This window comes from Cupriavidus basilensis (assembly GCF_008801925.2).
Lineage (GTDB): Bacteria > Pseudomonadota > Gammaproteobacteria > Burkholderiales > Burkholderiaceae > Cupriavidus > Cupriavidus basilensis.
Window position 1 is genome coordinate 2,524,269 of sequence record NZ_CP062803.1, and the last position, 26,194, is coordinate 2,550,462.

The following is a 26,194-nucleotide window of genomic DNA, read 5'->3' on the forward strand; positions in this document are numbered from 1 at the left end:
GCATTGATGGACCTACTCACTGCATCCTCCATGTGTCGGTTGGACTCGATGACGAGTTCCTACGCGGGAGATTCGCGCGTGTAAGTGCCCGCCGATGAATGGGACTGCGCCGTTTCAAAGAACCAACGAGACGCAATCACGCAATCATGCAATGGCGATGAGCAGGTACCGGGAATTCATCCTCTTACAGCTTCAAAGCTAGGTTTTTCGGGCGTCCGGCGGCAGCCTCGATCCCTGCACGCCCATCCCAGTGCATTCCCTAAACGCGCGCCCACCCGCCCGCCCGCGCAACAGCAAATCTCGTTCACGTCACCTATCGCGGCAAAGCAGACAGAATGCGGTGTGCCCCACCCGTTCGGGGGGGCGTGCGTGGCTGCCGCCAGCAGCCATTCCTAGCCAGGAGCTTTCAATGTTGATGCGAGACGCAATCCCCCATGTGCTTAGCCGCGGTAGCGACATGTTCACGCGAGACATACAGGAGACGCCCCCGCAAAAGACGTTCCATCATGCAATCGATATCTATCTCAAGGACTCCAACGCTTTCATGAATACTTACTTTGCGCGTTATTTCGAGTGGCAGGGTGTCTGCCGGGAACGCTGGTTCCATGAATGCATTCATGACAACCTGCTGGCTGCCGGAGGCGTGTTCGTGACCAAGCGCGCGCATCAGGAGTACGTGGAAGAGACTTTCCCGTTCCAGAAGGTGGACTGCTACCTGAATACCTTCCAGGTGAAGCAGTGCTCGGCTTACCTGCTGTTCCGCTTTTGCGTCGGGGGGCGCCCGGTGTCGCTCGGCTACCAGCAGATCGTGTTCGCCGGCAGGGACAAGCGCATCATGCGCTTCCCGAAGGAGATCGTGGAGCGCGTCAAGGAGTATGAATTGAAGTTGCCTGCCTTCGCTAGCTAAACAGGCTCCGCCCCGCTGGCCGGCACCTGGCTGGCGGGGCGGGCACGCATGGCACTGCCTTTGCCCGTGTGCGCGTCGGGCAGGCGCAGCGTGAAGGTGGTGCGGACACCACGCACGGATTCGCATTGGATGCGGCCATCGAAAGCCTCGACCACACGGCGGCAAAAGGCCAGCCCCATGCCGGCGCCGTTGCCGTGAGCCTTGGTGGAGAAGAAGGGATCGAAGATCCGTGGGAGGATTTCTGGCGAGATGCCGGGGCCGGTATCGCTGAAGCGAAGCAGCCAGCAGCCGCGCTCTTGCACCACGCCGATCTCGATGCGGCCGTCGCCGCTCGCGCGCATGGCCTGCAGTGCGTTCTTGAGCAGGTTGAACAGCACGTAGACCAGCAGCGTATCGGAGCCCCGGAAGCACCAGGCCGGGTCAATCGGCCCTACCGCCACACGTTCGCGCTCCCCCGCCAGGAAAGGATAGCGTTCGAGAGCGGACACCACGCAGTGCTGCAGGGATTGCGCGGTGAAGCTATGGCGGTCCAGCCGTTCCAGCGTGACGGAGGCAAGCGCCATGTCGATCACGGTGTGGGTGCCATCGATCTCCCGCTGAATGGAGGCGACCAGGCCGGCTGCCCGGTCCAGTTGCCCGGGCCGCATGCGGTCCTTGCACAAGCCGTGCGCCACCGCCAGTTGATAGCCAGCCAGCAGATCGGGCCAGGCTCGGCCGATTTCGTCGGCCTGCAGGCGGATCGTGGTCAAGGGAGTGCGCACCTCGTGCGCCACGGTAGCCGCCAGCGAGAAGGGGTGCATCAAGTCGTAGCGCACGATGGTCACCGCAAGAATGCCCAGGCTGACGCCGATGAATATTACCCCTGGCGGATAGAAGGCATAACCGTAGTTGGCCGCATAGTCGACTGCTGCCAGCGAGTAGAGGCACAGGCTCACCAGGCACAGATCCAGACGCTTGCGCTTCTCGCCCGTGGCGTTGCGGCGCGCGGCCAGCAGCAGCCAGCCGCTGCGGCAGGCAAGCAGCACCGTCTGCGCCACATGCAGCGGATGCAACCGCCCGGCCTTGGGGTACTCACCGAAGAAATAGATGTAGACACCGGACACCACCTCACCGCCAGTCAGCACCATCACCGCCAGAACCAGGGACAGTCCGTAGGAAAACAGCAGCGGCGGCCGCTCGGTGCGGCACTCGGTGACCTCGGTCACGAAGTGATAGAAACAGGTTGGCAGAAAGATGATGAACAGATAGCCCACCTTGGCGAGCAGCAGCGCCACATCCGGCTGCTCAGCCTGAAACAGGAAGGCCCAGGTTCCCTGCCAGGCAAAGGTGGTCACGCACAGCAGAAAGAAGGACGTGGAAATGCGCGTGACGCCCTTGGTGACCAGCACGTACAAGCCGAATCCCAGAAAAATGGCGGATACGAAGGCTGGCAGGATGGCGTACATGGGGTTCCGGAGGGGCGGGTCGGCGCGCCCGGACGGGCGTCAGGCTGACCGGCAGCCGCCATTTTAAGTCGCGGCAAGCGCACCTGTGCAAAGTCCGGCTAATGACAGCCCTGCACGATATTGAAGTGCCGGGGCCTGCCTGGCTAGTTCACCTGCCCGGCGTCGATGGTCCGCATGGCCGAGGCTTCCGCCAGGGCGATCGCGGCTTCCGCCGTGCCGGCCACGCCAGCCTCTTCCTCGAATGAAGGCTGCGGCGCGTCGCCAAAGGCGTCGGAAATGATAACCGTCGCCGTATAGCCGCCACCAGCCAGCGCTGCCGCGCGTACCACCACGGCATAGCCGCCGTACTCGAATCGTCGTTCCATCGCGCGGCTCCTCGTCGCTGGGGATGAAGCCATGATAGATGGACACGTCGCCGAGTGGCCAGGAGAAGGCATTGCGCCCGCATCCGGCTTGGCGCGGGTCAAGCACCTCAGCCCACCTTGAGCGCTGGCGGGAATACGCACCAGCACCCATCGGCATGGCGGAAGAAGAACATCGACAACTGCCCCGACGGGCGGGCCACATCCACTCGGATACAGCCGCTACGGCAAGCCCGCGAACTGCGCACGCGAGTGATCCGCGCGGGCGCCGCCAAGTTGGAGCCAAGCCATTTGTCGATCAGCCCACGCAGGGATATCTTGGCGGTTTGCATTATCAGTCTCCTTGACTGGCCTCGTTGAAGCGACCCACGTCACGCGCCAGGCGCTAGACGACACGGGCACCGGACATGGCTGCCTCTGATCTGTTTGCTGGCTGCAGGCATTGCCTGATGGTTGCCACACCATCCGCATCAACCGTGCCACCCGCCGCAGTCCCAAGTAGTTCAAGGGATTGCGGAGCTTGCAACCGGCCGGGCAGGAGATAAGCGTCTGCGGCCAGCCAACAGCCTGATGCCAATAGTGTTGGCGGCCTGCCATCAAAGCGGTCCTCGAGACCGTGGAAGCCATGCCGGTGCGGAAGCGACGGCCGTCGCAATGAGCAACCGCGCGACTTCGCGCAAGACGGCTGCCGGGCGGCGAGCCCGAGTCAAATCGGTGGGCTTCCCCCACCATACCGGTGGAGGATGTTGGCGTTGCGCCAACGCTTACGGCCCCGCCGTGAAGTCCGAGATTGGCCCGGCGTCGCCAAGGAGGAGGGGAAACACAGAAAATTCAAGCACTTATGGTGCAGCATCGGGCCAGCCACATCACTGGCATGCGCTTTGCTCTATAGAAGCATGGCAAGTAGCCACGGACCGCAACACAGCCCCTACCCATCCCACGCACCGGAGACCATCATGGCGGCGCTCACCATCAAAGACCTCTACACCAACCGCACGCTGGACGGCCAGGCCATGGCGGCCATCCGGGGCGGCGGCGCGCCCTGGGTATTCGGCTGGATCCAGCCCTATTCCCCGCCCCGGCAAAGTGTTGGGCCCGTCGTCAACTTTTACGAGATCAACAACAGCTTCTATGCTGATCAGATGGTTAACCAGTTCCAGAACATCGACGTTCGCAATACGGCGCCCGGCGCGAACATCAATGTGCAAGCGGGACAAGGGGCAAGGAACGACGGCCGGATGTAGCCCGGTTCGCGCACAGCCCGCACGGTCCGGCCATGCGCCGCCCGCCACGCCAATGCCACCCAGGCACTGGCGTGGCATTGTGGCGTCCTAGCTCGCCCGAACACCGGAGATGATCGTGACCTGTGCATCGCAATTCCGCTGGACTTCAGCCGCTCGCACCGATGTCGGCCTGGTACGGGAGCGCAATGAGGATGCCTGCCTCGCCCAGCCGGAGCGAGGGCTCTGGGTGGTGGCGGATGGCATGGGCGGCCACGCGGTCGGCGACTATGCCAGCAATCTGGTCGTGGAGACGCTGTCCCGGCTAGCCCTGCCGCACAGCCTCGAAAGCTTGCTCGACGGGGCCCGTATCGCCTTGCAGGAAGTCAATCGCGAACTGCTGGAGGAAGCCGCGCGCCGGCAGGTCCGGCGCATTGGCAGCACGGTGGTGGTGCTGATGGCGTGCGAACGCTTCTGTGGCTGCCTGTGGGCAGGCGACAGCCGCATCTACCTGTACCGGGACGCGCACCTGACCCAGTTGACCCGGGACCACAGCCGCGTGGAAGAACTCAAGGCGCGCGGCCTGATCACCGCGGAAGAAGCCGTGCATCACCCTGCGCACAACACCATCACCCGCGCGGTCGGCGCGAATACGGCACTGGAACTGGACCAGACCTGGGTGGAAGTCGCGGACGCCGATATGTTCCTGCTCTGCAGCGACGGCCTGAGCAATGAACTGCGGGACCCGGAGATCGCCAGCGTGCTGGCCTGCGGCGATTGCGAACTGGCGGCGCAGGCGCTGGTGACCGCGGCGCTGGGCCGCGGCGGCCACGACAACATTTCGGCGGTGGTGGCGCGCGCGGAGGATCTCTACGCCTCGGACAAGACCATGGTGAATCCAGCGCTGTAGCGCTGGCAGCGCGGCTCACCGCCCCCCTCCTACCGCGCCTTGCCGCCCTGCGCCGCGCCCGGGTTGCGAAAATCCTTGGAATGGATGCCGTGTTTCTTCAGCAGCATCTGCAGGTGCGAGCGATTCATGTCGAAGCGCCTGGCCAGCTCCGCCACCGTGCCGCCGACCTCCTGCAATCCCCGCTCGAGAAAAGCGCGTTCAGCTTCATCGCTGGCGGCGCGCTTGGCTTCGCTGAGCGAAGTGGCCGTGGACGCATCCACCACCAGCGGTGCCACGGCGCCGCCGGCTACTGGCGCCGCAGCCGATGACTTAGGCCGCAGGTCCTGCGGAAGATGCTCGAGATCAGCCGTGTCGCCGGCGAGGCAGGAGGTCCGGTACATCAGGTTGCGCAACTCGCGGATGTTGCCCGGATAGGCGTAATTCATCAGGAAGTCGCGCAGGCGCGGGGTCAGCTTGATGGGCCGGCGCTTTAGCGCGCCGGCAGCCTCGTCGCCGAAATAAGCCACCAGCAAGGCGATTTCGTCGCGCCGCTCGCGCAGCGGCGGCAGGGTGACGTGGATCACACTGAGGCGGTAGAACAGGTCTTCGCGAAACTTGCCTTCCTCGCTCAGGCGCCGCAAGTCCCGGTTGGTGGCTGCGACGATGCGCGTGTCGACTGAAATCGTCTCGTCGGAGCCGACCCGCTGGATCTCGTGCGACTCCAGCACGCGCAGCAGCTTGACCTGCCCGGTGAGAGGCAATTCGCCAATCTCATCGAGGAAGATGGTGCCGGTGTGCGCGCTCTCGAACTTGCCGCGGCGATCGTTGGCGGCGCCCGTGAAGGCGCCCTTCTTGTGGCCGAACAACTCCGACTCCAGCAGGTTCTCAGGGATGGCCCCGCAGTTCACCGAGATATAGGGCTTGTCCGTCCTGGAGCCATTGGCATGGATCACCTTGGCCATCAGCTCCTTGCCCGTGCCGCTCTCGCCATCGATCAGCACCGGCAGATCGGTGGGCGCGGCCTTCTCGGCGATCTCCAGCGCCTCCAGCAGCTTGGGGTTGTCGCCGAAGGTGCCCTCAAAGATAAAGCTGCGTTCGAGCAACGCCTGGCGGCGCTCGCGCGGCGCCAGGTCGGCCGGCACAGGTTCCGCCACGGCCGCCTGCACAAAGCGCTCCTTGTGCGATAGCTGCATCACCTCGTCGCGCAGCGTGGTGGCCTGCTTGAGCAGCTTCTCGATCTCCGTGCGCTCCAGCTTGGAGGCCCAGCGCAACGTGGAGCGCAGGATCTCGATCTTCTCGATCAGCCCGGCGTAGGAGATGGCCGACCCGACGGAGCCACCCTGGTTGAACAGCTTCATGTCGCGCTCCCCCATGCGTCGCGATACGGCAGAGATGCCAGAAGCGCCATTGCTGCCCGGCGGCGCCGGGGCCGTGCGAAAGCGCTCACTCCGAGCTCAGTTGCTTCTGCACCAGCTGGTAGTACATGCCCTTGCGCTCCAGCAGTTCCTCATGCCGCCCTTGCTCGACGATGGCCCCTTCGTACAGCACCAGGATCTTGTCCGCGCGCATGATGGTGCTCAGGCGGTGCGCGATGATCACGGCCGTGCGGCCCTGCAGGATCTCCTGCATGTTGCCAAGGATATTGCTCTCCGATTGCGTGTCCAGCGCAGAGGTTGCCTCGTCGAAGACCAGCAAGCGCGGATCGTGATAAAGCGCGCGGGCAATGCACAGGCGCTGGATCTGGCCGCCGGACAAACCCACGCCGCGCTCGCCCACCACCTGCTCGTAACCCAGCGGCAGCTTGCTGATGAACGCGTGGGCATCGGCCATCTTGGCGACTTCCTCGATATGGCGGCGATCAGGGCTGTCGTCGCCGCAGGCGATGTTCTCGGCGATGGTGCCCGAGAACAGCAGGTTGCTCTGCATCACGTAGCCGATCTGCGCGCGGTAATACTCTTTGTCGATCACGCCGAGATCGTAGCCGTCCACGGTGATCTTGCCTTCCGTGGGCACGTAGAACCCCACCAGCATCTTGGCCAGCGTGGTCTTGCCCGATCCGCTGCGCCCCACGATGGCCAGCAACTCGCCGGGCTTGATGCTGAAGCTGATGTTCTCCAGCACGTAGGGCGTCTCGGCGCCGCCGTAGCGGAAATAGACGCCTTCCAGGTTGATCTCGCCTTGCAGGTCCGGCAGCATCACGCGCGATGCCAGATCCTGCGGCTTTTGCTCCGGATCGAGGTCCAGCACGTCGCCCAGGCGCTCCATCGCCACGCCGGCATCGTTGAGCTGGCCCCACAATGCCACCAGCCCCATCAACGGCGCCAGCACGCTGCCCATGAAGGCGTTGAACGCAATGAGCTGGCCAACGGTCAGCTCGCGCTGCAGCACCAGGTTGGCACCCACCCATAGCACCGCGATGGTGGTCGCGGCATTGAGCAACTGGCTGGCCAGCCCAACGAGGATATGGAACGCCTGCGCCCTGTACTGGACCTCCAGCGCCTTGGCGTACTTCTTCTCCCACTTCAGGCGCACCGGTCGCTCGATTCCCATGCCCTTGACCGTCTCCACCCCGCCCAGCGCCTCCATCAGGTAGGAGCGCGCATCGGTCGTGGTGGTGAACACCTCGCGTGCGAAAGCCTTGACCTTTGGCGTTGCCACGATCGTCAGGATCGCGATCGGGATCACGAAGGCGATCAGCACCAGCGTCATCTTGACGTTGTAGAGAAACATGATGGTGAAGTAGATAAACACCATCAGCAGGTTCAGCGCCGTCGTGACCGTGGACTCGGTCAGGAAAGCGCGGATGGTCTGGTTCTCCTGGAAGCGGGCGAAGATGTCGCCCGTCTTGCGCTTGGCAAAGAAGGAAAATGGCAACGACAAGGTGTGCTTGAAGAAGTGCGACATCATGGCGAAGTCCATATTGCGCACCATGAAATTGGCGAGATACGCCCGCACCGAACTCATCAGTTGCGAAAACACGCTGGAAACGATCAACCCAAGTATCAGCAGGTTCAGCAGGCCCATGTTCTGGTGCACAACCACCCCGTCAAGGATGTTCTGGATGATCAGGGGCGGCACCACGCCCAGCACCTGGATCACGAAGGTCGCCATGAACAAGTGCGCAAGGATCCGTTTGTACGGCGCCAGGTAGCCGATGAAGCGCAGCCAGGGCGAGCGCGCCACCGCCAGTTGCGCCATGCTTTCGCCGGAGGTGAAAAGCAGGCAGGTGCCGCTCCACCCGCGCTCGAATTCCTCCACGCCCATCTTGCGAAAGCCGAGGGCCGGGTCGGCCACCCACACCCAGCGCTTCGATACGCCGTAGACCACCACGTAGTGGTAGCCCTCCCAGTGCACGATGAACGGCAGCTCGAAACCCAGCAAGGAATCATGTGTGCACTGCACGCCGCGCGTGGTAAAGCCGAGCGACTCGCCTGCGCGGGCCAGGCTGTCCAGCGTGGCGCCCTGCGTGGTCACGTTGGCCAGCTCGCGCAGCTTGCCGAGCGTCATGGGGATGCCGTGATGGCGGCAGATCATCGCCAGGCAGGCAGCGCCGCAATCCATCTCCTCGGCTTGCTCGACCAGGGCGAAGCGGCGGATAACGCGTTCGCCGAACTCCGGCTTCGAGCGCAGGTCGAGCATCACCGGATGCTTGCGCCGCTCAGCCATCTTCTTCTGCCGGTGCAGCTCCCGGTCGATAAAGCGGATGCGTTCTTCCAGCACCTCGCGCAGCTTTGGATTGCGCTCCAGGATCAGCTGCACGGTCTTTTCCGGAATCACCAGCAGCCGCGCATCCGTGCCGGCGATGGCCGACGCAATCTGCTCCTGGCGCATCACGCACGCGCGCTCGCCAAAGATGTCGCCCTGGCGCAAGGTCGCCAATGGATACTCGACACCCTCCTCGGTCCGCACGATGCGCACTTCGCCCTGGCGCACCACGTACAGGCGGCGATCCTCCCGCGCATCCTGCTTCAGGATTTCCTTGCCGGCGGACACGCGCTTCACCCCCACGCTGCGCACGGCCTCCTCCAGCTCACTCTTGTCGAGCTTGCCGCGCAGGTCGAACAAGCGGGCGACAAAGCCGCCGGCCGAACTGATCGCCACATAGCTGGCGACAAAAGCCATCGCCGCCGGATTTTGCGCAATCATGGGCTCGGTCACGCTGCGCGGAATAAAGAGCAGCTCGGTCTTGGCGGACGAGCGCACCGAGGATTCATGCCGGTACTCGCGCAGCATGGCAATGTCGGCAAACACCTCGCGCGCCTTGCGCACGCCAAGGCTGACTTCCTTGCCATTGTCTTCGTTGAAGATGCGCACGGACCCCGACTTGATGATGAAGAGCCCGTCTGCCGCCTCGCCCGCATTGCAGATGGTCTCGCCAAAGCCGTACGAAAGCACCTGCGCATGCTCCGCCAGCCGCTCCATTTCCTCGCGCGAGAACGGCGAGAGTATTTCCACGCCAGCCAGGAAATCGGCGAGCGGATGCAGTTCGGGGCTGGCTTCCATATGCGTCTGGGCCCTCGCGGCTAACGCGCTTCGATGACGTGTTCCTGCGCCCTGGCCATCAGCCAGTCTTCACGCAGGAGCCGGCGCACCTCCGCCGCCACCTCGGCATCGAGCATGGCAGGATGCTTGGCGCTCACCATGAAGATCTCGAAGAAGGAGCGGTCTTGTGACGGAAACGGACCGAGCAGGTCGCCAGGGGCGGCGTTGAACACCTTGGCTTCGATATCCGTCTTCAGCGAGCCGCGCAGAACCTTGCCGATCGCGCCGCCCTGCTCCTTCGTGTCCGCGATGGAGTGCTCGCGCGCCATCTCGGCAAAGCTGTCGGGATCGTCGCGCAGATAGGAGATCAGCTCTTTTGCCTTGCCCTCGGCGTCCACCACGATATGGCTCACCTCGATGCTGTCGAACTTCGGCGAGTGCAGCTTGAAGTAGGCCTCGACCGCCTTGTCGCTGGCCACCTCGGCAAGCATCTTTTCCTGGTAGAGGCTATCGGTCACGAACGCCTCGAACTCGTCCAGGCTCACACCGAGCACATCGAGGTAATGGTTCATCTCCGTCGCGCGGTGCAAGCCCTGCACGCGCCGGAACTGATCGGCGCGTTCCTGGATCTCCTGCGGAGACACGGTGATGCCCTGCTTCTTCGCCGCGTGCACCGTGAGCTTGTCCCTGACGATCTGCTCGATCAGCCCTTCGAATTGGCCCGTGAGCTTCAGGACCCGGATGAATTCCTCGACCCCGATGACTTCATCGTCGACCCGCACAATCGCTGTCATCTCGTCAGCTCCTTGATGGTTTCCCATTCGCCAGAATCCGCCCGCACGCGAGTGCGGGCCGCCGATGCGTCTCCAACCACCTTCCGGGCGTTGCCGCCACCCGCTGGCTTCATCCCGCCACCTGCCGGAACGGATCCAGCCCCAGGTCGATCAGGCGCCGCTCGCGCACCACGATTTCCGCCGTGGCGGTCATGCCGTAGCGCAGCGGGTACTTGTTGTCCGCCACCGTGTAGTAGTCTTGCGCCAGGCGGACGCGCCCCTCGTACACCGGCTGCTTGTTCGGCCCCGCCAGCTTGGTCGCTGGCGAGATGTACTCGAGCGTGCCGGCAATCAAGCCATAGCGCTGGTAAGGAAAGGCGTTGAATTTCAGCTTGACGGGCAAGCCCTCGCGCAGGAAGGCGCGATCGCGCTCGGCAATCTCGATCTTGAGCACGGGGCGTGCGTTCTTGGGCGCGATGCCGCCCAATGGCGTATTGGCCAGGACCTTGTCACCGCGCTGCGTGGAGCTGACATCGGTGATCACGCCCGCCACGGGCGCCAGGATCAGCAGGAAGTTGTCCTTGTCGATATTCTCGAAACGGATGCGCGCCGCGGCCTCGGCCACCAGCCGCGCGGTCTGCACCTGCAGGCGCAGCTTGTCTTCCGTATTGGCTATCTCGCGCAGCGCGGCGTCGTACTGGATGCGCAGGTTGGTCAGCTCCTGGCTGCTGCCTTCGAGCTGCACGGTGGCCTGGTTGAATTCCTGGCTCAGCTTGGAATCCAGCTCGGCCAGGCGCGACTGGGCAATCTGCAACGCGTTCTCCGCCTCGACAGCCGCAATCCGCTTACTCTCCACCTGTGACTGCGAGACCCCGCCGCCGCCCGGCAGCGCAAACAGGCGGGCATAGCGGTCCTGCTCCAGGCGCGCGAATTCACGCGTCCGACGCGCGCTGTCCAGGTTGCTGCGCGCCTGCTGCAACTGTGCTCGCTGTTGTTCCGCGAGCCGGGTCGTGCCCTCTGCCGTGCGATTCTCGTGCAGGCGCTCCGCCACATCGATCTGCTGCTTCAACGCTGCCGCCTTGCGCTCCATCAACAGCTTCTTGTCGGGAAACTGCTTCCACTCTCGCTCGGAATCCTGCAGCTTGAGCTGCGCCTCCAGCGCATTGGTGGCAGCCTCGATCGCGCCACGCGCATTGAGCCGCGCCAGCACGTCGTCCTTGTTCACCGGCTGGCCCTCGGCCACATAGAGATCCGCCAGTTCCCCGTCCACGGGCGCATAGAATCGCCGCACTTCGGACTCCGGGGCGAGAGTGCCGTCCGCGGACACGATCACATCCGCGTGGCCCACAAACGACCAGGCCAGCGCACAGACGACCAGCGACACCATGACCAGCACGGAGATCTGCATCAGCTTCCACGGCTCCGCGCTGAGAATGGCAATGCCCTCAGCGCTGTGGTCCTCAAGCGCCTCGGACAGCGGCTTAAGGCGATTGTCTCGGCTGTCGTCCTTCATCACCCTCCCCTCCGATCAATGCCAGCTTGGATTTGAGCAGCGCCGGGCTCAGCACCATGCGCAGTTCCTGCAGGGAACGCCGCTGCATCTCCGTCTCCGAATCGATATCCTCCCGGACCTGGCTCCATTGCGCCGTATCGCCAACCTTCAACTGCGCGTAGATGCGCATGCCCTGGCGCGCTTGCGCGCTGGCATTGGACAGCAGGCGTGCCTGCGCGCGGAACTTGGCGGAAATGTCCGGCTCCAGCCGCTGTTCGCCGCCGATGGCGCCATCGCGGCGATACTGGCGCCACGACGCGAGCGCGGCGTTCATCAGTTCCTGCGCACGCCGGATCGCGGCATCGTGTATCGCCGCCACATCGGGCTCGACCGCTTTCAGGAAGTAGGCATCCTCGGCGGGATCGAGCATGGCGTAGAACGACAGCAAGGCGTCCTCATAGCCCTTGCTGCCGCGCGCCTTCTGCAGATCGACAAACTGCGCGGCGACGGCCTGCTTGCGCGCGAGGTCCCTGGCCGCGGCCTCGGCCCACGGCCCCGTCTTTATCGCTTGCAGCCCGGCGAACGCCTTGGCGCTGTCTCCCGCGCGCCAGGCCTTGTCCACCTCGGCGTACTGCCGCACCAGATCCGGCGGCGGCAGGCGGCTGGCTGCCAGTTCGCGAAAGCGCGCCTGGAAGGGCGGCGTGGAAAAGCTGGCCTTGGCCATCTGGGCCATCAGCGGGCCAAGCGTGGCGGCGCGCGCCGCGCCGTCCAGCGCAATGTACTGCCGCAGGTCCTCCTTGATGCGATCCATGCCGGCGAGTCTTGGATACTTCTCCGCGTAGTCCGCCAGCATGGCCTGCAGCGCCTCAGGGTGGTCGCTCGCCAACCCGGTGGCAAGCGAAGCATTCAAGCGGTCGATGGCGGCCAGATAGACCGAGTCGTCGCTCTGCAGCTTGCGCACATAGCTGAGTGCATCGGCATAGGGCTCCCTGAATTGCGGCACATAGGCGGCAATGCGGTCCAGCGTGCGCTGGTGCGCGGGCGTGTCGTCATTCCAGTGCTTGAGCAGCGCACGCATGCTGGCCTCATCGGTGAAGATGCGGATCGGCGCATCCACGCCGCCCCGGCCGGCCACGAAGCGGTTCAGCCGCCCGATCCAGTCGAGTTCATCGAGCACGCCGCGCGCGTCGGCATTGTGCGCGCCGAGCGTCTTCATACGCGCCAGCGCCGTTTCGGCGCCATGGAAGTCGCGCGCCTGCAGCTTGCCGATCCATCCCGGCACCTGGTCGCGCAGCAGCGCCTCGGTACCCATCGCGCGGAACTGTGCATTATCCGGGTGGCGCTCCAGGTACGCGTCGGCCACGGCAGCGGCGCGGGCATAGTCGCCGCCGGCCATCAAGGACCTCATCTCGCGCTCGGGCGCGCCGCGCAAGTACAGGAAGAGCAGCAACGCCACTACCGCTATGGCGACGGCACCGCCCCAGCGCGCCGCGCGCTTCAGGCCAGCGCGCTCCGAAGCGCCAAAGCTGCTGCCTAGCCTGCCCATGACAAGCGCGAACTTGCCCTGCGCGCGCGGCGTATCCGTCGCCCCCCCATCGCCTTCCGGCTGGGGCAATGCCTCCTGGTTGACCTCATCCTCCTGCTGGGCGGCATAGTCGACGCAGAAAATATCCAGGAAGGAACCCGCCGCGGCGACAAACGTGGTCTTGTCGGGATCATGCGCCGGCGTGGCGGGTGCTGGCGCCGCGGCGGGTGCCGGTGCCACCGGGGCCAAGACAGGAGCCGCCTTGTCCTGGGCAGGCGCTTCGGCGACAGCGGGCGGCGGCAGGATCGCACGCGTGAGGGTGGCGTCGGCGGCGGCCCCGTTGCATATGCCAACCCGATAGACAAAATGATTGCCACCGAACGCAAGAAGGTCTCCCTCGCCCAGTGCGACCGCGTGCTCATCGACCCGCTTGCCGTTGACGAAGGTCCCGTTGGTACTACCGAGGTCTTCGACAAATGGATCGTTCCCTTTCAGGAAGATGTGCGCATGGCGGCGCGAGACATAGTTGACCTGGTGCGGATAACTCTCCTTGTAACGGGAGAAAGCCTCATCCGCCTTGCTGATCAGGAAGGGAAAGCCAGCCACCTCGATCGGCTGCAGCCCAAGATCGTCGCGCTCGGGCACGAGCGCCAGCACCATCGGCGCCGGGCTTGCCGCCTGGACCGGCGCGCGCGCGCGTAGCCGCACCAGGTAGGACAGCGCAGCACCGAAGCGCAGTTCGTCGCCATCGCGCAGCCTGGCCGGCTGCTGTGCCACGGCCGCGCCGTTGACGGTGGTGCCGTTCTTGCTGCCCAGGTCAGCGATATACGCCGCGCCATGCTCGGAGAAGATGCGCGCATGACGGCGCGAGAGCACCGCGGCCACATCGGGCGGGTATGCCGCGAAAGGCGCTTCCGCGCGACCCACGGCGAACAGGCTCTCGTCGATGCGGATTTCGCCGAGCTCAGGGTTGGAGATAGGCTCGAGCACGATATCGAACGCCTGCCCCACCTTCGCCCGCATCTCGACAATCAGAGCTTCGTCTGGAGCCATGTTTCGATACCACCAACAGCGCGTGCCACCACGCGTGCGCCGGCGGCAAGCCATGTTTCATGGCGACGGCGCGAGCCGGTGCGGCCCGCTGCGTCGTGAACGTGTTGACTAAGGACATAGTAGGCCACGCTTGCCCGTAGTCAAACGTCCGCCGGGGGCGTACTTCGCGCCTTGCCGGGCGTGCCCGGCTTCTCGCGCGCAACGGGTTGCAGCCCCCTACTTCGAGACCTGCTGCGACGTCTCTTGCGGCGCGTTGCTCACCTCGGTGCTTGGCCACCCGCCCCCAAGTGCCTTGTAGAGGGTGACAGTGTCGGCCAGGATCTGTTGGTGGTTGGCCAACAATTCCTGTTGCGCGCTCAGTAGCGATCGCTCGGTCTCGAATACATCGAGCTGGGACACCACGCCTTCCTTGAGCTGGGCCTCGATCTGCGCCGACACCACGCGCAATTGCGCAACCTCCTGCTGCAGTTCCACGCGCTGCTTCTTGTGCGCGTCGACATTGACCAGCGCATTCTCCACTTCCTCGAATGCCGTAATCACGGTGCGGCTGTATTCGCTCTCGGCGACCTTGGTCTGCGCCTCGCTGGTCTTCACCCGGGCACGCACGCCCGGGTCCAGCATGGGCAGATTGATGCTCGGCATGAAGCCGAAGGTGAAGGACTTCAGCAGGTCGCTCAGCGCAAAGCTCGCCGTGCCGCCGCGGCCCGTCAGGCTGACGCTGGGCAGCTGCGCCAGGCGCGCCTGGCCGACCAGGTTGACGGACTCGAGCACGCGATACTCCGCCGCCACGATGTCAGGGCGCCGCGAGAGCAATTGCGATGGCAGCCCGGCCGGCACCGCCGGCAGCTGCACGCGCTCCTGCAGTCGCCCGGCCGGCACTTTGAACACACCGGCCGGCACGCCCACCAGCGTGGCCAGCGCGTTCTCGGAGATGTCGCGCGAGCGGCGCAATTCCAGCAGGTTCTTGGTGAGCCGGTTGATCTCGGCCTGCTGCTGCATCACGCGGATCTTCGGGATCAGGCCGTTCTGGAACATGGCCTGGTAGGTGGAGAGGATCTGCTTGTTCCTCGCTAGCGTCTTGCTCTGCTGATCAATCTGTTCGTCGAACTGCAGTATCTGGAAGTAGGTGGTGGACACATCCGAGACCAGGGTGAGGTAGCCGGCACGCCAATCCGCTTCGGTTGCGTTGAATTCGGCGGTCTGGGCCTGCACACCCTTCTCCACCTTGCCCCAGATATCGATGTCCCAGTTGACCTGGGTGCCGAGGTTATAGGTCTTGACGAGCGACGTGCCTGTGCTCTTCTCGAAGCTTGCCCCTGCCCCCACGTCAAAGACCGGCAGCGCGCCAGCCTTGACCTCGGCAATCTGCGCGCCCGCCACCTTGATGCGTGCGGCCAGCACCTTGATGTCGTAGTTCCCCGCAATCGCCTTGTCGACCAATCCGTCGAGGTATGGATCCCGGAACGCCTGCCACCAGTTCGGCACGATCGTCTCCGCCGGCGAAACCGTGATCGATCCTTGGCGTGCCCAGTCCGGCTTGGCCGGCGTTTCGGGCCGCTGGTACACCGGCGGACGAAAGTCGGCGCAAGCGGCCAGCACTAGCAGGCAGGTGCCTGCCATCAGGCATCGCCGCAACGCGGCGCGCGCACCATGCATGATGAACGGGGTGGAATGGTCTGGCACGATCGCCTCCTGCGAGCGTCGGCGGGATGAAGAGGCCACGGCGGGCATTGGCCCCCGTCAGCCACATCGCCAGCGCCAGTTGCGCCGGGTCAGTCACGGCCCGGATGCGAAGGAGCCGCGCCATCAACACGCCATGCATGCATTGTGTATCCGCTAGCGGCGCGATCCAACCTGTAAATAGAGGCCCTGCGGCAAGAAAAGGGCCGCCCTGCCCGGCACGCCGGGAGGGCAGCGGTGGCTTCAACGATAGATGTTGTTGCTGGCGTTCTGGGTAGACGTCACGTGGGACTTGATGTCGTCGGCAAAGGCGGTGTTGTTGCCGTTCATGTTGACGACGTTTTGCGTCTGGCCGATCAGCTGCTGGGCATTGAAGGTCGAGTCGATCTTGGTCAGGCTGAAGGCAGGCATGAAGGGCACGAAGCCGCCGCGCACGGCGCGCATGGCGCGGGCATCGAGTTCTTCGGTGACCGACAGGTCCTTGATGGCGAGGATGGTAGTCATGGCAGTTCTCCGGGGTATTCAGTGGATGGCGAATTCGGCTTGGGGCGTGGCCCGCGGCTCAGTAGATGTTGTTGGTGGCGTTTTGCGTCGAGTCGACATGGGACTTGATGTCGGTCACGAAGGCGGCGTTGTTGCCGTTCATGTTCACGACGTTCTGGGTCTGGCCGATCAGCTGCGAGGCGTTGAAGGTCGAGTCGAGCTTGACCGAGCTGAAGACAGGCATGAAGGGCACGAAGCCGCCGCGCACGGCGCGCATGGCGCGGGTGTCGAGTTCTTCGGTGACCGACAGGTCCTTGATGGCGAGGATGGTAGTCATGGCAGTTCTCCTTGGGAGCGATTGGGACTTGGGTTCATTTGGGTTGAGCATCTGTGCTGCGCTCGGGAGGTACAAACGCATGGAGTGTGCCAAGGCGGGCCATGCCATCGCAGATCGCCCGCAAACGCAGGCGGGGCCTGGGGAAAAAATTTATCGAGCCGGAAAAGACGTGCCAGCAAGCGGTCCGGGGTGGCCTGGATCTGATGGGCGGCGGCAAACACAACAGACACCATGTGTTTGCTCGCTGGCGACAAACGCTCGCACCGCGCGACGCGCGCGGCCGGAGCGATGCGTTTGCAGGGGAACTGTGCAGCGAGCGCGGCCTGTCAAGCGCGCAATGAGATCAGCAGCTAAGCACGCCCGGCACGCGTCATGCGGCGCCGCAAAAAAACCCGAACCCGAATGAACGATCGGCGTTACTTCACGTAGATCGTGATCTTCTTGGAGTAGATCGGCGGGTTGTGCGGAATGTGCTTGTCGTCAGCCATCAGCAGTTGCAAGGTATGTTTGCCCGGCGGCAACTCGATCGTGGTCTCCGTCTCGCCGGCGCCGAAATGCAGATGGTTGCGGTCGTTCGGGATCTCCTTGTCCATGGGCGGCAGGTCGGTGTCGATCAGCAGATGATGATGGCCGCTGTTTGGAAACTTCACGCCGCGCGGCGCCACGCCCATGCCACGCAGCCCGAACCACACCTTGATCGGCTTGCCCGCCGGCAGGACCTGATTGTTGTTGGGAAAGCCGATGTACAGGTAGGCATTGGCGGGTGCGGGCGTGGCGTCCGCGCTTGCACCGCTCGGCATGCCAACGATCAGAAACAGGCTGGCGGCGAGCGCAGCAGCCGGAATGAGCTTACGCATGGACTGTCTCCCGTATCGGGCCGCCGGCCCGGCGGCCCGGGGCCTTATCGAACGGTGATCGTGATCTTCTTGGAGTAGATCGGCGGGTCGTGGGGCTTGTGATCCTTGTCGCCGAGCAGCAACTGCAAGGTGTGCTTGCCCGGCGGCAGCTCGATCCGGGCCTCTGTCTCGCCGGCGCCGAAGTGCAGGTGGTTCCGGTCATTCGGAATCTCCTTGTCCATCGGCGGCAGGTCGGTGTCGATCAACAGGTGGTGGTGGCCGACGTTGGCCATGTCGACGCCCTTGGGGGCGATCCCCATATTACGCAGGCCCATGCGCACCCAGAATTTGCCGCCATCGATCACGGCGCCGTCGGGCGGCCAGATGATGTAGACCTCGGCATTGGGCGGGGATGTCGTGGACAACGAGATCGAAGGCAACGGAGCCAGCAGCGACGCTGCCAATGTGCCGAGCACGGTTCGCCTGTGCATACGTTAGCCCTCCCGAACAGCTTGTCTCGAAACGCGGTGAATTCTTGCTATTGGTGCTTGGCTTCTGGCTGATTCGTTGATTGGCTTCAGGCCGGCGCGCTGCATTTCGCCATCCGATTTCGTCATTCAGCTTAGAACGGAAAACAGCAAAAAGATACTTGGCGATACCCTGCGCCGCGTAGGCGCCGCGTGGCTGTGAGCTTGCTACGCCACCCGGTGTTGCGAAGCACCTCCGGATTCACAATCGCTGTGCTATGGTTGATTGAGCCAGCCCAGTGCCGCTAGCGCTGCATCACGTCGGCGCAAAGGACGAGGCGGTCCGGCCAGGTGATGGCCGGGCATCATCGCTCTCGCGTGCCGCGCCACGCCGTTGGCACGTGGACCGCCGATGCACTTCGGCGCCGTACGAACAAGGCCTGCATATGTGGCGAAAATTCCTTGTCGTGTGCCTGCTCGGGTTGGCTGCGGCCGTGCGCGCCGAAGCCGGTATCGACACGCCAACCCTGCCCCCCCAAGCAACAAGGCAACCGGCCGCCGCCCCCGCAGGCGCTCCGGGCAAGCGCCTCGCCCTGGTCATCGGCAACGGCGCCTATGTGGACGAGCCGCTGCCCAACGCCGCCAATGACGCAAGGGCAATGCGCCGCACCTTGGCCGCGCTCGGCTTCGACGTCATGTTCCGCGAGAACCTGGACTGGGAAGGCATGGCGCGCGCGCTTGCCGAATTCCAGCAGCGCCTGCAGACCGGTGGCATGGGGTTGTTCTATTTCGCGGGGCACGGCATCGAGGTCGCGGACAGCCCGGTGATGATTCCCGTCGATGCCGGCAGCCGTACACCTGGCCGCTTGCTCACCGCGGGCACCGCGCTTGACGCCATACTGGCCAGCATGTCGGCGCCAAGGCCGGACATGCTTAACGTGGTGATCCTCGATAGCTGCCTGGACAACCCCTATCGCGGCAGTGCCGTCAAGCCGCCCGCCGCCCCCGCCAACACGCTGATCGCCTATGCCACGGCCCCAGGTGCCGTGGCGGCCGAGGGCGCGCGGCACGGCGCGTTCACCGGCGCCCTGCTGCGCACGATGCGCATGCCCGGCCTTGATGCCGAGGCGGCCCTGCGCCGGGCTGGTGAAATCGTGAGCCAGCAAACCGGGCGGCGGCAGCAACCGTGGATATCATCGTCGTTATCCGCCCCGCTTCGATTCATGGCAAACGCCGGAGCCACCACCGGAAGCGACAACATCGACCACGACGACGCAGCCTTCACGCACGCGCACACGCAAGCCGATCCGCTGATCCTTGCGCAGCATCGCGGCATCCTTCCCAAGGACAGCGACGAGCAGTACGAGCTCAGCTTCTGGGACTCCATCAAGAACAGCAACTTCGCAAGCGACTACGAGGCCTACCTCAAAGCCTATCCAAACGGCCGCTTCGCGCCGCTGGCGCGTGCCAGGATCGAGCGGCTGCGCGCGGCGGGGCCGCAGGCCGGCGCGCCTGCCGAGCGTGCTCGCACGCCAGGCGCCTCATCCGGGCAAGCCACCGCGCAAGGCACCGTCACGCCACCGCCAGCGCGCGCGCAGTCGGGCAAGGTGCAGGCGCTGCCTGCCGCGCCCACAGCAACCGCACCTGCCGCATCCACTCCACCCGCCCCGGCCGCAAGCGCACCTTCACCCGCCACGCAGCGAGCTGCCGCGGCCGGCGCCGTGACGGTCGAGATCAAGCCGGGCGAGATCAAGGACTGCCCTGCCTGTCCCGTGTTGCACAGCCTGCCGGCGGGCAGCTTCACCATGGGCAGCAACGGCGGTGACCCGACCGAGAAACCGCCGCATCACGTCACCATCGGCCAGCCCTTTGCCATCGGCAAGTACGAAGTCACGGTGGAACAATGGGGTGCCTGCGCTGATGCGGGGGCATGCCAGCGCATCGCCACTGTCGCCAATGCACCCAGGAACGCCCCAGTGCGCGATGTGAGCTGGGACGATGCCCAGCAGTACGTCGCCTGGCTGAGCAAGGTCAGCGGCAAGCACTACCGCCTGCCGACCGAAGCCGAGTGGGAGTACGCCGCCCGGGGCGGCACCACCACGCTCTACTGGTGGGGCGACCAGATGCGCAAAGGCACGGCCAACTGCAAGGACTGCGGCGAACCGTGGAATGCCGACGCACCCGCCAACGTCGGCTCCTTTGCCGCCAACGGCTATGGCCTCCACGACATGAACGGCAGCGTGTGGGAATGGGTTGCCGACTGCTGGCACGTCTCTTACAAGAACGCACCTGCCGACGCACGCGCCTGGGACGAGCCCGGCTGCGGCGTACGCGTGATCCGCGGCGGCTCATGGCATGAAGGCGCGAGCTACATGCTCTCCTCCACCCGCTTCAAGTACAGCGCGAGCGTACGCCAGTCGCAAAACGGCTTTCGCGTCGTACGGGACCTGAAGTAGCCACAGCCAATGGGGCCTTGCCTGGCTAGCGCGGGTTGGTGGATATCTGCACCATGTCGGCACCGATGTGGCTTTCTCCGTGCTTCGCCGCCATCGGACCCAGTTGCCTGTCGAGCGCGCGCAGGTAGTCCTGCCTGGGCTCTGACTCGGGGCGCAGCGCGTCGAACAGCGGCGCAGGCGTGGTGAGCAGCACGATCAACTCCGTGCCGAACGGCTTCGAGATCACCCAGTCCCCGAGGCTGCCCACGGCAGCGGTGTAGCTGGCGGGTGCCTGGTTGGCCTTGGCACGCTGGCTTGGCACCATATGCACGACCTTGCCATCGGCCATGTAGTAGTCGACGTAGACGTAAGTGTCGTAAGGCGGCGTCGTGATATCCACGATCAGTGGCGTTCCCTCCGTGAGTTGCGCGCCGGGCGCTCGGGTGTGGATCGTGGTCAGCGCGGTTGCGCTGCGGCGCCCCGACCAGTAAGGCGAGATCAGCTTGACCACGTCGCACTTGTCATCGCCCAGCGTCTGCACGTCCAGGTTCAGCGTCTGCACGCCGGGCACTGCGCCCAGTTCGTCTTTCAGGCGCTTGATGCCAAAGCGCTCCGCCACGTAGCCACGCACCTGCAGTACATGGCCCTGCCCGGTGGCCGACAGCAGCGAGCAAGGCGCGCGTGCCAGCACCGGCGCCACGGCCTGCATGGAGAGCGCGCGCTCGGGCCGGGCTTGCTCCCTCGGTTGCGCCAGCGGCGGCGACCCCGGCGCGGCGGATGGCGTCACTGCGGCTTGGGGCGTGGCGGATACCACCGCGCTTGCCGAGGATTGCGCGGCAGGCTGCCGGCCCTCCTGCGCGGTGCGCGCGCGCCACACGTAGTAACCCAGCCCGCCGGCCAGCAGCACGCCGGCCACGGACGCGGCGCCCAGCTTGGCCATTGGCATGCCACCGTGGCGCTCGGCGCCCATCTCGGCCAGGAAGCGCGCCACGGTAGGCGTGCGCGTCGCGCGATCGAAAGACAGCGCCGCGCGCAGTGCTCGCCACTGCCCGCGGCTGAGCACCTTGGGGCGCTGTGGCTTGAGGCCGGCGCCGCGCGCCTGGTTAGCCGACAGACGCTCATAGGGGTGCCTGCCGGTCAGCAGTTCATAGGTCACGCAAGCCAGCGCGTAGATGTCGTCGCGCGGATCCGGCTCCCGATGCTCGAACATCTCGGGGCTGGCATAGGCGGGGGTCATGCCACCGAGCGTCCCCGGGTCGAACACGGTCGGGTCCGCGTCGTCCGCCGGTTGCTGGAAGACGCGCGCGATACCGAAATCGATCACCTTCACTTCGCCGCTATCGGTGAGGAAGACATTGGCGGGCTTGAAGTCGCAGTGGACGAAGCCGCGCTCGTGCGCATAAGACAAAGCCCGGCCCATGCCGGTGATGATCGGCAGCGCCTTGGCGTAAGGCATGCCGGCAAAGTCTGGCGCGCGCAAGACACGATTGAGCGACTTGCCCGACAGGTACTCCATGGTCAGGTAGACCACCGAGCCATCGCGGTCGAAGTCATAGACCGTCACGATATTGCGGTGCGCCAGCGTCTGCGCCTTGCGCGCCTCGCGCTGCAGCGCGATCAGCGATTTCGGATGACCGCGGAACTGCACATTGAGAACCTTGATGGCGATGTACGGCTTGCGGTCCGAGGCCTCGAGCTTGCGCAGATCGAGCGCCTTGTAGACCGTTCCCATGCCGCCCACGCCCAGGCACTCCTCCAGCACGAAGCGGCCATTCAAGGTATCGCCCACCCCTTTGGTCTGCTCCGCCCCGGCAATTGCCTGATCGCTCGTGCTCGGCTGCCGTGGCGGGGAGGGCGTGGACGCCATGCCGGCGTGGCCAGTCTGCACACGGGTTTCCTCGCCGCCATCCTCGAACTGGGTTGCCCCGCGGCGCTCGATGCGCCGCAACACCTCTTCATAAACGCCAGGCGGCAGCGGGAAGCGGGTGTTCTCCTCGCTGAGCATGTCCGCTAGCTGCGTGGCGCTCGCCTGGTCCGCGGCCAAGGTGCTGTCAATGCGGGCCAACAGTTCGTCGTGCGACAGACCACCGCTTTGGAAGGTACGTATCAGGTCTGGAATGCTAGGCATCGATGCAGCCACGACGTGATTGCGCGAAGTTGCGCATTGAGCGCCCACTCGCCCGTCTACAGCGAGTACCTGCCCACGATGGATACTAGTGCGCACTCACGCCAATCGCAAACCCCTCGTGCTTTGCACCAACGCCGGCAAGCCACGCCAGCGGCACGATGGCGCCGCAAGAGTCGCTGCCTGTCGCACATGCGCGAACACCCGGTGTTGTTGTGTTGGCCGCCGCCCATCAGATCCAGGCCACCCCGGACCGCCTGCTGGCACGTCTTTTCCGGCTCGATAAATTTTTTCCCCAGGCCCCGCCTGCGTTTGCGGGCGATCTGCGATGGCATGGCCCGCCTTGGCACACTCCATGCGTTTGTACCTCCCGAGCGCAGCACAGATGCTCAACCCAAATGAACCCAAGTCCCAATCGCTCCCAAGGAGAACTGCCATGACTACCATCCTCGCCATCAAGGACCTGTCGGTCACCGAAGAACTCGACACCCGCGCCATGCGCGCCGTGCGCGGCGGCTTCGTGCCCTTCATGCCTGTCTTCAGCTCGGTCAAGCTCGACTCGACCTTCAACGCCTCGCAGCTGATCGGCCAGACCCAGAACGTCGTGAACATGAACGGCAACAACGCCGCCTTCGTGACCGACATCAAGTCCCATGTCGACTCGACGCAAAACGCCACCAACAACATCTACTGAGCCGCGGGCCACGCCCCAAGCCGAATTCGCCATCCACTGAATACCCCGGAGAACTGCCATGACTACCATCCTCGCCATCAAGGACCTGTCGGTCACCGAAGAACTCGACACCCGCGCCATGCGCGCCGTGCGCGGCGGCTTCGTGCCCTTCATGCCTGCCTTCAGCCTGACCAAGATCGACTCGACCTTCAATGCCCAGCAGCTGATCGGCCAGACGCAAAACGTCGTCAACATGAACGGCAACAACACCGCCTTTGCCGACGACATCAAGTCCCACGTGACGTCGACCCAGAACGCCAGCAACAACATCTATTGAATGGTCCCGGCACCGGCAAGAGGCGGTCCCGCCGCCTCCGCTGCCAGCCAGGACCCGCCATTTCCAGCGATCAAGTCAAGTGAAGTCTAGGAGAACCATCATGTCATCCATCATCGTGCGCGACCTCGCCCTTAACCAAGACCTCGACAGCAAGTCCCTGGCCGAGGTGCGCGGCGGCAATTCCTGGTTGCAAGGACTGGGCCCGGTGGCCAACGTCAATGTCAACGTCAACCAGAACATCGCCCAGCTACAGAGCATCAACGTAAACACGCTCAACAACGTCGGCGTGATCGGCTCCGGCTTCGGCCCGCTGAGCATCGACGTCAACCCGTCGCAGTGGGCCGCAACCCACGCCGCGGTCTGAGCGAGATGCGCCCCGCTCCGTGGGAACCCAAGGGTTTCCACGGCTGTTGCGCACGAGCTGGCACTGCCCCGGAGGTAAAACCCGTGGCCTATACTGATCTGGCTGGGCTTGCCGCATCGCGCGCACCCACCCGGCGAGCCCCGGCCAAGCCGGCCTTCGCCACCCTGCAGGAGGAAGTCATGGCCGTCATCGTCATCAAGGATTTGCCCGACAGCGTGGATCTCGACAGAGAAGCCATGGTGGCAATCACAGGCGGCGCGAGAACGCGCGCCGGTCATGCATGGACGTCGCGCAAGCTCGGGGGATCCTTGCGCGTCATCAGCTATCCGGAGGGCTTTCCAGGCCAACCGCTGGCAGGCACGCAGTCGCGGCCGGCCGGGGACATCAAGCGCAAGTAAGTCGAATCAGAAGCGCAAGGCAGCGATATTCTGCCCTCCGCGCCCGTTGCCCTGCCGGCAACGGGCGTCAGTGTTTCTGGGGGGTGGGATTTGAGAACTTTGGCGGTTACTTTGCCGGCTATCTTGCCGATTAACGAGCCGCGTTGCGCTCGATCCAGGCGGCATAGGTAGCCAGGTATTTGCCCAGGAATCCGCGGGTGGACTCGTTGGCGATGCCGCCCTGCTCGTCGAAGAGCTTGTCGACGCCGCTGATGTAGGCTTCCGGCTGCTGGAGGACCGGGATATTGAGGAACACTAGCGACTGGCGCAGGTGGTGGTTGGCGCCAAAGCCGCCGACGGCGCCGGGCGAGGCGCTGATGACGCCGCCAGGCTTGCCGTCCCAGGCGCTCTGGCCATAGGGGCGCGAGCCGACGTCGATGGCGTTCTTGAGCGCGGCAGGCACCGAGCGGTTGTACTCGGGTGTCACGAAGAGCACGGCGTCGGCGCGCCGGATCCGGTCGCGAAAGGCGACCCATGGCGCGGGCGGGCTGGCATCTTCGTCCTGGTTGTACAGCGGCAACTGCCCGATTTCGACGATGTCGAGCTTAAGCGCGGCCGGCGCCATCGCGGCGAGCGCGAGCGCCAGCTTGCGGTTGAAGGAGTCCTTGCGCAGGCTGCCTACCAATACGGCTACATCACGTGGAGTACTCATCGCGATTCCTTTCTCGTTCACGGCACTATGGGTGGGCGGAGCCGGCGCTCGCGCGCCGCATTGCTGCGCCGCGCCGGCCGGTCCAAGCGTCACTCTAATCCATTTACGTGAGGGGAACCGCCTGTCGCCAACCTACAGCGCCGCCAGCGGATGCTCACCGTGCGCCCAGGGGCTGTCGAAAAACGCGTGCACGCGCTCGCGGGTGACTTCATCGAGCCGCGCTGGCTGCCACTTCGGCGCATGGTCCTTGTCGACCGCCAGCGCGCGAATGCCTTCGACGCCGTCGCCCTGGCGGAACACGTAGTACATCATGTCCAGCTCCATGCGCAGCTCGTCGTTCAGCGCCATGGTGCGAGCGCGGCGGATCTGCTCCAGCGTGACGTTGAGCATCAGCGGCGAGCGCGCGCGCAGCATGGCGGCTGTCTGCGCGGCCCAGTCGGAGCCGGCATCGCTCACCGCCGCCACGATCGCACTCACCGAGACGCCGGCAAACAGGCCGTCGATCTCGTCCTGCAGCTTGGCCAGCTGGCTTTCGCCCGGCGGGCAGGCGGCGCGGTGCGCCGCGGTGGCCTCGTCGATGCAAGCGAGCACAGCGTCGCCGTCGGCAAACTCACGCGCGCGCAGCGCCTCCACCAGTTCCGCCATGGCATTGCCCGGCAGGTAGCCATCCGCCAGGCCTGCGTACAGCGCGTCGGCAGCATGAATCATGGTGCCGGTCAGGCCCAGGTATTCACCCAGGCGGCCGGGCGTGCGCGACAGGAACCAGCCGCCGCCCACGTCCGGGAACAAGCCGATATTGGTCTCCGGCATTGCCATCTTGGTCCGCTCGGTCACCAGACGGCGGCGTGCGCCTTGCGAGATGCCCATGCCGCCGCCCATCACCACGCCGTCCATCAGCGCGATGTAAGGCTTGGCGTAGGTATGGATCAAGTGATTGAGCGCGTATTCCTCGACGAAGAACTGATCGAGCGCCGGATCGCCGGCGAGCGCGGCCTTGTGGAAGAAGCGGATGTCGCCTCCGGCGCAAAAAGCCTTGCCGCCCGCACCGGCGATGATGACAGCCGCCACTTCGGGCGCCACCGCCCACGCGTTGAGCGCCTGGGTGATGGCGCGAATCATCTCGAGCGATAGTGCGTTGAGCGCCTGGGGCCGGTTCAGCGTCAGGTAGCCGATGCCACCCCGGATCTCGCTTGTGACCAAGTCAGTCATGTCTCTTTTCT

Annotated in this window: 25 protein-coding genes; 9 read left to right on the forward strand and 16 right to left on the reverse strand. The window is 64.9% G+C overall.

What is annotated here, in order from left to right:
• The first annotated feature begins 409 nt into the window (after positions 1–409).
• Entirely contained in the window at positions 410–907 is a 498-nt protein-coding gene (locus F7R26_RS11440) for an acyl-CoA thioesterase (RefSeq protein WP_150992887.1), read from the forward strand.
• Here the strand turns inward: F7R26_RS11440 and F7R26_RS11445 are convergent.
• From F7R26_RS11445 to F7R26_RS11455, 3 genes are all read right to left on the reverse strand, one after another.
• The gene (locus F7R26_RS11445) at positions 904–2,352 is read right to left on the reverse strand and encodes a sensor histidine kinase (RefSeq protein WP_150992889.1); all 1,449 of its coding nucleotides are present in this window, start codon (positions 2,350–2,352) and stop codon (positions 904–906) included. The genes F7R26_RS11440 and F7R26_RS11445 overlap by 4 nt on opposite strands.
• Positions 2,353–2,495: 143 nt before the next feature.
• Complete coding sequence (locus F7R26_RS11450; RefSeq protein ID WP_150992891.1) at positions 2,496–2,717, reverse strand: hypothetical protein; 222 nt, start codon at positions 2,715–2,717, stop codon at positions 2,496–2,498.
• A gap of 107 nt (positions 2,718–2,824) precedes the next feature.
• Complete coding sequence (locus F7R26_RS11455) at positions 2,825–3,046, reverse strand: hypothetical protein (protein ID WP_150992893.1); 222 nt, start codon at positions 3,044–3,046, stop codon at positions 2,825–2,827.
• 624 nt (positions 3,047–3,670) lie between these two features.
• Here F7R26_RS11455 and F7R26_RS11460 point away from each other — a divergent pair.
• Positions 3,671–3,958: a hypothetical protein gene (locus tag F7R26_RS11460; protein WP_043347272.1), complete on the forward strand. Its 288-nt coding sequence runs from the start codon at positions 3,671–3,673 to the stop codon at positions 3,956–3,958.
• A 115-nt stretch (positions 3,959–4,073) separates the two neighbouring features.
• Entirely contained in the window at positions 4,074–4,844 is a 771-nt protein-coding gene (locus F7R26_RS11465) for a PP2C family protein-serine/threonine phosphatase (protein WP_150992895.1), read from the forward strand.
• 29 nt (positions 4,845–4,873) lie between these two features.
• On the opposite strand, the gene F7R26_RS11470 is transcribed toward F7R26_RS11465, so the two are convergent.
• The 8 genes from F7R26_RS11470 to F7R26_RS11505 form a co-directional block, all read right to left on the reverse strand.
• The gene (locus F7R26_RS11470) at positions 4,874–6,181 is read right to left on the reverse strand and encodes a sigma-54 interaction domain-containing protein (RefSeq protein ID WP_150992897.1); all 1,308 of its coding nucleotides are present in this window, start codon (positions 6,179–6,181) and stop codon (positions 4,874–4,876) included.
• A gap of 85 nt (positions 6,182–6,266) precedes the next feature.
• A complete protein-coding gene (locus tag F7R26_RS11475) occupies positions 6,267–9,326 on the reverse strand; it encodes an ABC transporter transmembrane domain-containing protein (protein WP_150992899.1) in 3,060 nt (1,019 codons plus the stop codon).
• A gap of 20 nt (positions 9,327–9,346) precedes the next feature.
• Complete coding sequence (locus tag F7R26_RS11480) at positions 9,347–10,099, reverse strand: peptidylprolyl isomerase (RefSeq protein WP_150992901.1); 753 nt, start codon at positions 10,097–10,099, stop codon at positions 9,347–9,349.
• A gap of 109 nt (positions 10,100–10,208) precedes the next feature.
• Positions 10,209–11,591, reverse strand: a complete 1,383-nt coding sequence (locus F7R26_RS11485; protein WP_150992903.1) for an HlyD family efflux transporter periplasmic adaptor subunit — start codon at positions 11,589–11,591, stop codon at positions 10,209–10,211.
• Complete coding sequence (locus F7R26_RS11490; protein WP_150992905.1) at positions 11,560–14,148, reverse strand: FHA domain-containing protein; 2,589 nt, start codon at positions 14,146–14,148, stop codon at positions 11,560–11,562. The genes F7R26_RS11485 and F7R26_RS11490 overlap by 32 nt, the downstream gene beginning before the upstream one ends.
• A gap of 216 nt (positions 14,149–14,364) precedes the next feature.
• Positions 14,365–15,804, reverse strand: coding sequence for an efflux transporter outer membrane subunit (locus tag F7R26_RS11495; RefSeq protein WP_241754528.1), 1,440 nt, complete (start codon positions 15,802–15,804; stop codon positions 14,365–14,367).
• A gap of 267 nt (positions 15,805–16,071) precedes the next feature.
• Positions 16,072–16,332 carry a hypothetical protein gene (locus F7R26_RS11500; RefSeq protein WP_193692062.1) on the reverse strand — a complete coding sequence of 87 codons (261 nt, stop codon included), beginning with the start codon at positions 16,330–16,332 and terminating at the stop codon, positions 16,072–16,074.
• Between the two features lie 58 nt (positions 16,333–16,390).
• On the reverse strand, positions 16,391–16,648 hold the full coding sequence (locus F7R26_RS11505; protein ID WP_150993666.1) for a hypothetical protein: 258 nt from the start codon (positions 16,646–16,648) through the stop codon (positions 16,391–16,393).
• 101 nt (positions 16,649–16,749) lie between these two features.
• Between F7R26_RS11505 and F7R26_RS11510 the strand changes: the two genes are divergently transcribed.
• On the forward strand, positions 16,750–16,989 hold the full coding sequence (locus F7R26_RS11510) for a hypothetical protein (protein WP_193692063.1): 240 nt from the start codon (positions 16,750–16,752) through the stop codon (positions 16,987–16,989).
• 75 nt (positions 16,990–17,064) lie between these two features.
• Here F7R26_RS11510 and F7R26_RS11515 read toward each other — a convergent pair whose 3' ends face one another.
• Together F7R26_RS11515 and F7R26_RS11520 are read right to left on the reverse strand one after the other, a co-directional pair.
• A complete protein-coding gene (locus F7R26_RS11515) occupies positions 17,065–17,505 on the reverse strand; it encodes a DUF4399 domain-containing protein (RefSeq protein ID WP_150993585.1) in 441 nt (146 codons plus the stop codon).
• Between the two features lie 44 nt (positions 17,506–17,549).
• A complete protein-coding gene (locus F7R26_RS11520; RefSeq protein WP_150993583.1) occupies positions 17,550–17,975 on the reverse strand; it encodes a DUF4399 domain-containing protein in 426 nt (141 codons plus the stop codon).
• A 422-nt stretch (positions 17,976–18,397) separates the two neighbouring features.
• Here F7R26_RS11520 and F7R26_RS11525 point away from each other — a divergent pair, with 422 nt between their 5' ends.
• Positions 18,398–20,407: an SUMF1/EgtB/PvdO family nonheme iron enzyme gene (locus F7R26_RS11525; RefSeq protein WP_150993581.1), complete on the forward strand. Its 2,010-nt coding sequence runs from the start codon at positions 18,398–18,400 to the stop codon at positions 20,405–20,407.
• Positions 20,408–20,432: 25 nt separating this feature from the next.
• Here the strand turns inward: F7R26_RS11525 and F7R26_RS11530 are convergent, their stop codons facing one another.
• A complete protein-coding gene (locus tag F7R26_RS11530; protein WP_193692064.1) occupies positions 20,433–22,514 on the reverse strand; it encodes a serine/threonine-protein kinase in 2,082 nt (693 codons plus the stop codon).
• A 433-nt stretch (positions 22,515–22,947) separates the two neighbouring features.
• On the opposite strand from F7R26_RS11530, the gene F7R26_RS11535 reads away from it, so the two are divergent.
• The 4 genes from F7R26_RS11535 (at position 22,948) to F7R26_RS11550 (ending at position 24,283) form a co-directional block, all read left to right on the forward strand.
• Positions 22,948–23,205: a hypothetical protein gene (locus F7R26_RS11535; protein WP_150993666.1), complete on the forward strand. Its 258-nt coding sequence runs from the start codon at positions 22,948–22,950 to the stop codon at positions 23,203–23,205.
• A 58-nt stretch (positions 23,206–23,263) separates the two neighbouring features.
• Entirely contained in the window at positions 23,264–23,521 is a 258-nt protein-coding gene (locus F7R26_RS11540) for a hypothetical protein (protein WP_193692065.1), read from the forward strand.
• Between the two features lie 100 nt (positions 23,522–23,621).
• Positions 23,622–23,885 (forward strand): hypothetical protein, encoded by a 264-nt coding sequence (locus F7R26_RS11545; protein ID WP_150991036.1) that lies wholly within the window; start codon positions 23,622–23,624, stop codon positions 23,883–23,885.
• A 179-nt stretch (positions 23,886–24,064) separates the two neighbouring features.
• Positions 24,065–24,283 (forward strand): hypothetical protein, encoded by a 219-nt coding sequence (locus F7R26_RS11550; protein WP_241754306.1) that lies wholly within the window; start codon positions 24,065–24,067, stop codon positions 24,281–24,283.
• A 130-nt stretch (positions 24,284–24,413) separates the two neighbouring features.
• Here the strand turns inward: F7R26_RS11550 and F7R26_RS11555 are convergent, their stop codons facing one another.
• Both F7R26_RS11555 and F7R26_RS11560 read right to left on the reverse strand, forming a co-directional pair.
• A complete protein-coding gene (locus F7R26_RS11555; protein ID WP_150991032.1) occupies positions 24,414–24,974 on the reverse strand; it encodes an NADPH-dependent FMN reductase in 561 nt (186 codons plus the stop codon).
• Positions 24,975–25,106: 132 nt separating this feature from the next.
• The gene (locus tag F7R26_RS11560) at positions 25,107–26,183 is read right to left on the reverse strand and encodes an enoyl-CoA hydratase/isomerase family protein (protein ID WP_150991030.1); all 1,077 of its coding nucleotides are present in this window, start codon (positions 26,181–26,183) and stop codon (positions 25,107–25,109) included.
• Positions 26,184–26,194: the final 11 nt, after the last annotated feature.

Excerpts from the sequence above, each read along its gene's own strand:
- F7R26_RS11530 (WP_193692064.1), bottom strand. The coding sequence starts at position 22,514 with ATGCCTAGCATTCCAGACCTGATACGTACCTTCCAAAGCGGTGGTCTG.
- F7R26_RS11470 (WP_150992897.1), bottom strand. The coding sequence starts at position 6,181 with ATGAAGCTGTTCAACCAGGGTGGCTCCGTCGGGTCGGCCATCTCCTAC.
- F7R26_RS11440 (WP_150992887.1), top strand. The coding sequence starts at position 410 with ATGTTGATGCGAGACGCAATCCCCCATGTGCTTAGCCGCGGTAGCGAC.
- F7R26_RS11535 (WP_150993666.1), top strand. The coding sequence starts at position 22,948 with ATGACTACCATCCTCGCCATCAAGGACCTGTCGGTCACCGAAGAACTC.
- F7R26_RS11540 (WP_193692065.1), top strand. The coding sequence starts at position 23,264 with ATGACTACCATCCTCGCCATCAAGGACCTGTCGGTCACCGAAGAACTC.
- F7R26_RS11520 (WP_150993583.1), bottom strand. The coding sequence starts at position 17,975 with ATGCACAGGCGAACCGTGCTCGGCACATTGGCAGCGTCGCTGCTGGCT.
- F7R26_RS11495 (WP_241754528.1), bottom strand. The coding sequence starts at position 15,804 with ATGCATGGTGCGCGCGCCGCGTTGCGGCGATGCCTGATGGCAGGCACC.
- F7R26_RS11485 (WP_150992903.1), bottom strand. The coding sequence starts at position 11,591 with ATGAAGGACGACAGCCGAGACAATCGCCTTAAGCCGCTGTCCGAGGCG.
- F7R26_RS11545 (WP_150991036.1), top strand. The coding sequence starts at position 23,622 with ATGTCATCCATCATCGTGCGCGACCTCGCCCTTAACCAAGACCTCGAC.
- F7R26_RS11555 (WP_150991032.1), bottom strand. The coding sequence starts at position 24,974 with ATGAGTACTCCACGTGATGTAGCCGTATTGGTAGGCAGCCTGCGCAAG.
- F7R26_RS11480 (WP_150992901.1), bottom strand. The coding sequence starts at position 10,099 with ATGACAGCGATTGTGCGGGTCGACGATGAAGTCATCGGGGTCGAGGAA.
- F7R26_RS11445 (WP_150992889.1), bottom strand. The coding sequence starts at position 2,352 with ATGTACGCCATCCTGCCAGCCTTCGTATCCGCCATTTTTCTGGGATTC.
- F7R26_RS11510 (WP_193692063.1), top strand. The coding sequence starts at position 16,750 with ATGCCATCGCAGATCGCCCGCAAACGCAGGCGGGGCCTGGGGAAAAAA.
- F7R26_RS11500 (WP_193692062.1), bottom strand. The coding sequence starts at position 16,332 with ATGACTACCATCCTCGCCATCAAGGACCTGTCGGTCACCGAAGAACTC.
- F7R26_RS11475 (WP_150992899.1), bottom strand. The coding sequence starts at position 9,326 with ATGGAAGCCAGCCCCGAACTGCATCCGCTCGCCGATTTCCTGGCTGGC.
- F7R26_RS11515 (WP_150993585.1), bottom strand. The coding sequence starts at position 17,505 with ATGCGTAAGCTCATTCCGGCTGCTGCGCTCGCCGCCAGCCTGTTTCTG.
- F7R26_RS11460 (WP_043347272.1), top strand. The coding sequence starts at position 3,671 with ATGGCGGCGCTCACCATCAAAGACCTCTACACCAACCGCACGCTGGAC.
- F7R26_RS11450 (WP_150992891.1), bottom strand. The coding sequence starts at position 2,717 with ATGGAACGACGATTCGAGTACGGCGGCTATGCCGTGGTGGTACGCGCG.
- F7R26_RS11560 (WP_150991030.1), bottom strand. The coding sequence starts at position 26,183 with ATGACTGACTTGGTCACAAGCGAGATCCGGGGTGGCATCGGCTACCTG.
- F7R26_RS11550 (WP_241754306.1), top strand. The coding sequence starts at position 24,065 with ATGGCCGTCATCGTCATCAAGGATTTGCCCGACAGCGTGGATCTCGAC.
- F7R26_RS11455 (WP_150992893.1), bottom strand. The coding sequence starts at position 3,046 with ATGCAAACCGCCAAGATATCCCTGCGTGGGCTGATCGACAAATGGCTT.
- F7R26_RS11505 (WP_150993666.1), bottom strand. The coding sequence starts at position 16,648 with ATGACTACCATCCTCGCCATCAAGGACCTGTCGGTCACCGAAGAACTC.
- F7R26_RS11490 (WP_150992905.1), bottom strand. The coding sequence starts at position 14,148 with ATGGCTCCAGACGAAGCTCTGATTGTCGAGATGCGGGCGAAGGTGGGG.
- F7R26_RS11525 (WP_150993581.1), top strand. The coding sequence starts at position 18,398 with ATGTGGCGAAAATTCCTTGTCGTGTGCCTGCTCGGGTTGGCTGCGGCC.